Source organism: Candidatus Cloacimonadota bacterium, assembly GCA_011372345.1.
GTDB lineage: Bacteria > Cloacimonadota > Cloacimonadia > Cloacimonadales > TCS61 > DRTC01.
The window spans coordinates 1-2,432 of the sequence record DRTC01000306.1 but is presented as its reverse complement, the minus strand read 5'-3'; the positions used below and the strand labels follow the sequence as shown (position 1 = coordinate 2,432).

General features: G+C 40.0%; 2 protein-coding genes. Both read left to right on the top strand.

What is annotated here, in order from left to right:
• The first annotated feature begins 604 nt into the window (after positions 1-604).
• Entirely contained in the window at positions 605-1,162 is a 558-nt protein-coding gene (locus ENL20_05970) for a hypothetical protein (GenBank protein HHE38102.1), read from the top strand.
• Between the two features lie 591 nt (positions 1,163-1,753).
• The coding region (locus ENL20_05965) for a hypothetical protein (protein HHE38101.1) at positions 1,754-2,432 on the top strand (679 nt) is incomplete at its 3' end.

Genomic DNA, 2,432 nt, shown 5'->3' with positions numbered 1-2,432 from the left:
TTACGGAAACGGACTTTATGATTTTTACAACGGAACTTCTGATGTTACCGCTTCCTATGTTTATTGGGGAACTACAATTCAGTCGGAAATAGATGATCAGGTTTATGACGAAAATGACAGTGAAAGTCTGGGATTGGTTACTTTCATTCCTTATACGAATTCAACTCATGATGAAGAACTCGGTCTTTCAATCTCTATTCCGGAAAATCTGACCATCTGGATAGAATCAGATGATGTCCATCTTTCCTGGGACGCTGTTCCGGAAGCAACTTCCTACAAAGTTTATTCCGATACGGATCCTTATGGAACATTTCCAACAGTAGAATGGACAGGTTCCGATACAGGTTGGAGCGAAGTAGTTGGTGAAAAGAAATTCTATCGGGTGACGGCTGTGAATTAATTTCGTAGCACAGAATTGCATTCTGTGTTTTTCCTCGTTCCCAAACTCCTGTTTGGGAATGATACAACTTTGTTCTGAATGTAGATGAAACAGAGTTTCCGATACAATTGTGTTCCCAAACCGGAGTTTGGGAACAAGAGGAAAAACTAAAACCAGGGTTACAATCCCAAAAGCAACGGAGGAAAAGAATGATTAACAAAAAAAATGTTCGTGGTCGTTATTGTCGGTATTTTACTGGCAATTGGAATGTTATCCGCTGATGTTCCAAACCTGATCGATTTTCAGGGAAGATTAACTGATGATTCGGAAAATCCAATCAATGGACCAACGGCAATAGCTTTCGCTGTTTATGCAGATTCCACCAGCGGAACTGCTCTCTGGTCCGAAACGCAAAATCCTGTTTATGTTTCCAACGGGCTTTTTCATGTATTTCTCGGAGCGGTAAATTCCATTCCCGAAACTCTGTTCCATGAGCCTGATCGCTGGATCGGGATCGAAGTAAATTCCGATGGAGAAATGTCTCCGAGAACCAGGTTCGGAAGTGTCCCTTATGCAAAAACAGACGGAGACTGGACAAAAGTCGGAGATGATGTTTATAAAGAAAACGGCAATGTCGGAATGGGGACAACAGCACCATCAACAAAATTAGAAGTTGTTGGAACTGTGGAAGCCTCCGGATTTATAATCAACGGAACTCCGGTTGGAACATCAACGGATTCTTATTGGTTGGAAGTGGGTAACGATATTTATTATGATTCCTGAATGTTGGTATCGGCACAGATGAACCCGGAGCCAATCTCGAAGTTAATGGAACTGTTGCTTTCAGAAGAGGATTTATAAATCTTGATGGACATTCCACCTATACATTAATACCCGCAAAATCTTTATACCATATTGTCGCTGATGAAGGTGGCACGACTCTTTCTCTTGCTGATGGTTCTTCAGGACAGGTATTAATTATCCAAGTATGTATGGGTTGGACCCTTACAATACTTGATGAAAACAATGTGAGGTTGAATGGAGATTGGATAGGTGGAAGTAATGACATGATCATGTTAATATGGACTCATACATGGTCGGAGATCAGTAGATCGGATGATTAAGAAGACTCGAAACCTTACTGATGGTTAAAATCCTGAAGAACTATTTGGATTATCTTCCTATCCTTTCTATCCACGCCTTAAAAGGCCTGGCAATTCATGAGTTGCCCTTGCCTGTCCCGAACTCGTTTCGGGATGCTTTAGCTCGGGGAAAAAGCTCCCAGCAAAACCCGGATTTCAACCCCAAACCAGTTTTTCCTTTACTTTATTTTCCTAGTCAAACAATTTGTGTTCCGTGATTTTGGAGGTTCAAATGCATAAAATTTATACTTTTCTTTTACTTTTATTATCTTCGTTAAACCTATTCGGATTCGAGATCACAGGCAATCCCATGAACTGGCAGAAGGAGGATTTCATCGCCTTTGATGAAGTTGGGGACTGCAATCTTGATTTTGGAGACATCACTTCTGTTTTTGCAAAATTAGAAGATAGGAATCTTTTTATCAGAATAACCTTCGATAATATGATCATCAGACAGGATAACAGGATTTTACAGGATAATTTCAGCGGAAAAAATATCTATCTGCATCTGAATATCTTTAATAAGAAATCGAAACATTCACCTGTCTTGACTTCTTTGAAGATAAATAAACTCTCGCAAAAAGAGAATGATATTTTTTATTTGAGAACACCCAAAAACAATTTATTGGAAATCAGGTCACAACTCACGGAACAATATGAATTACAGGATTTTGTTTTCATCCTGACAACTCTCATCGATGGAAAAATTGCGGATACATTTCGCGGAGAATATACTTCAGATCGTCGCGGAGGTAATGCTGCTTTTGTTCATCATGGAAATCAGGGATTAACTTATTCGGAAGTATTTTACGGACAATTCCCACAGGACACAAGCGGCTTTGATGAAGTTCTGGAAGTTCATCAGGCAACCGGAATTCCCGGTAATTTCCACCTGAGCGGAACTTTGATGC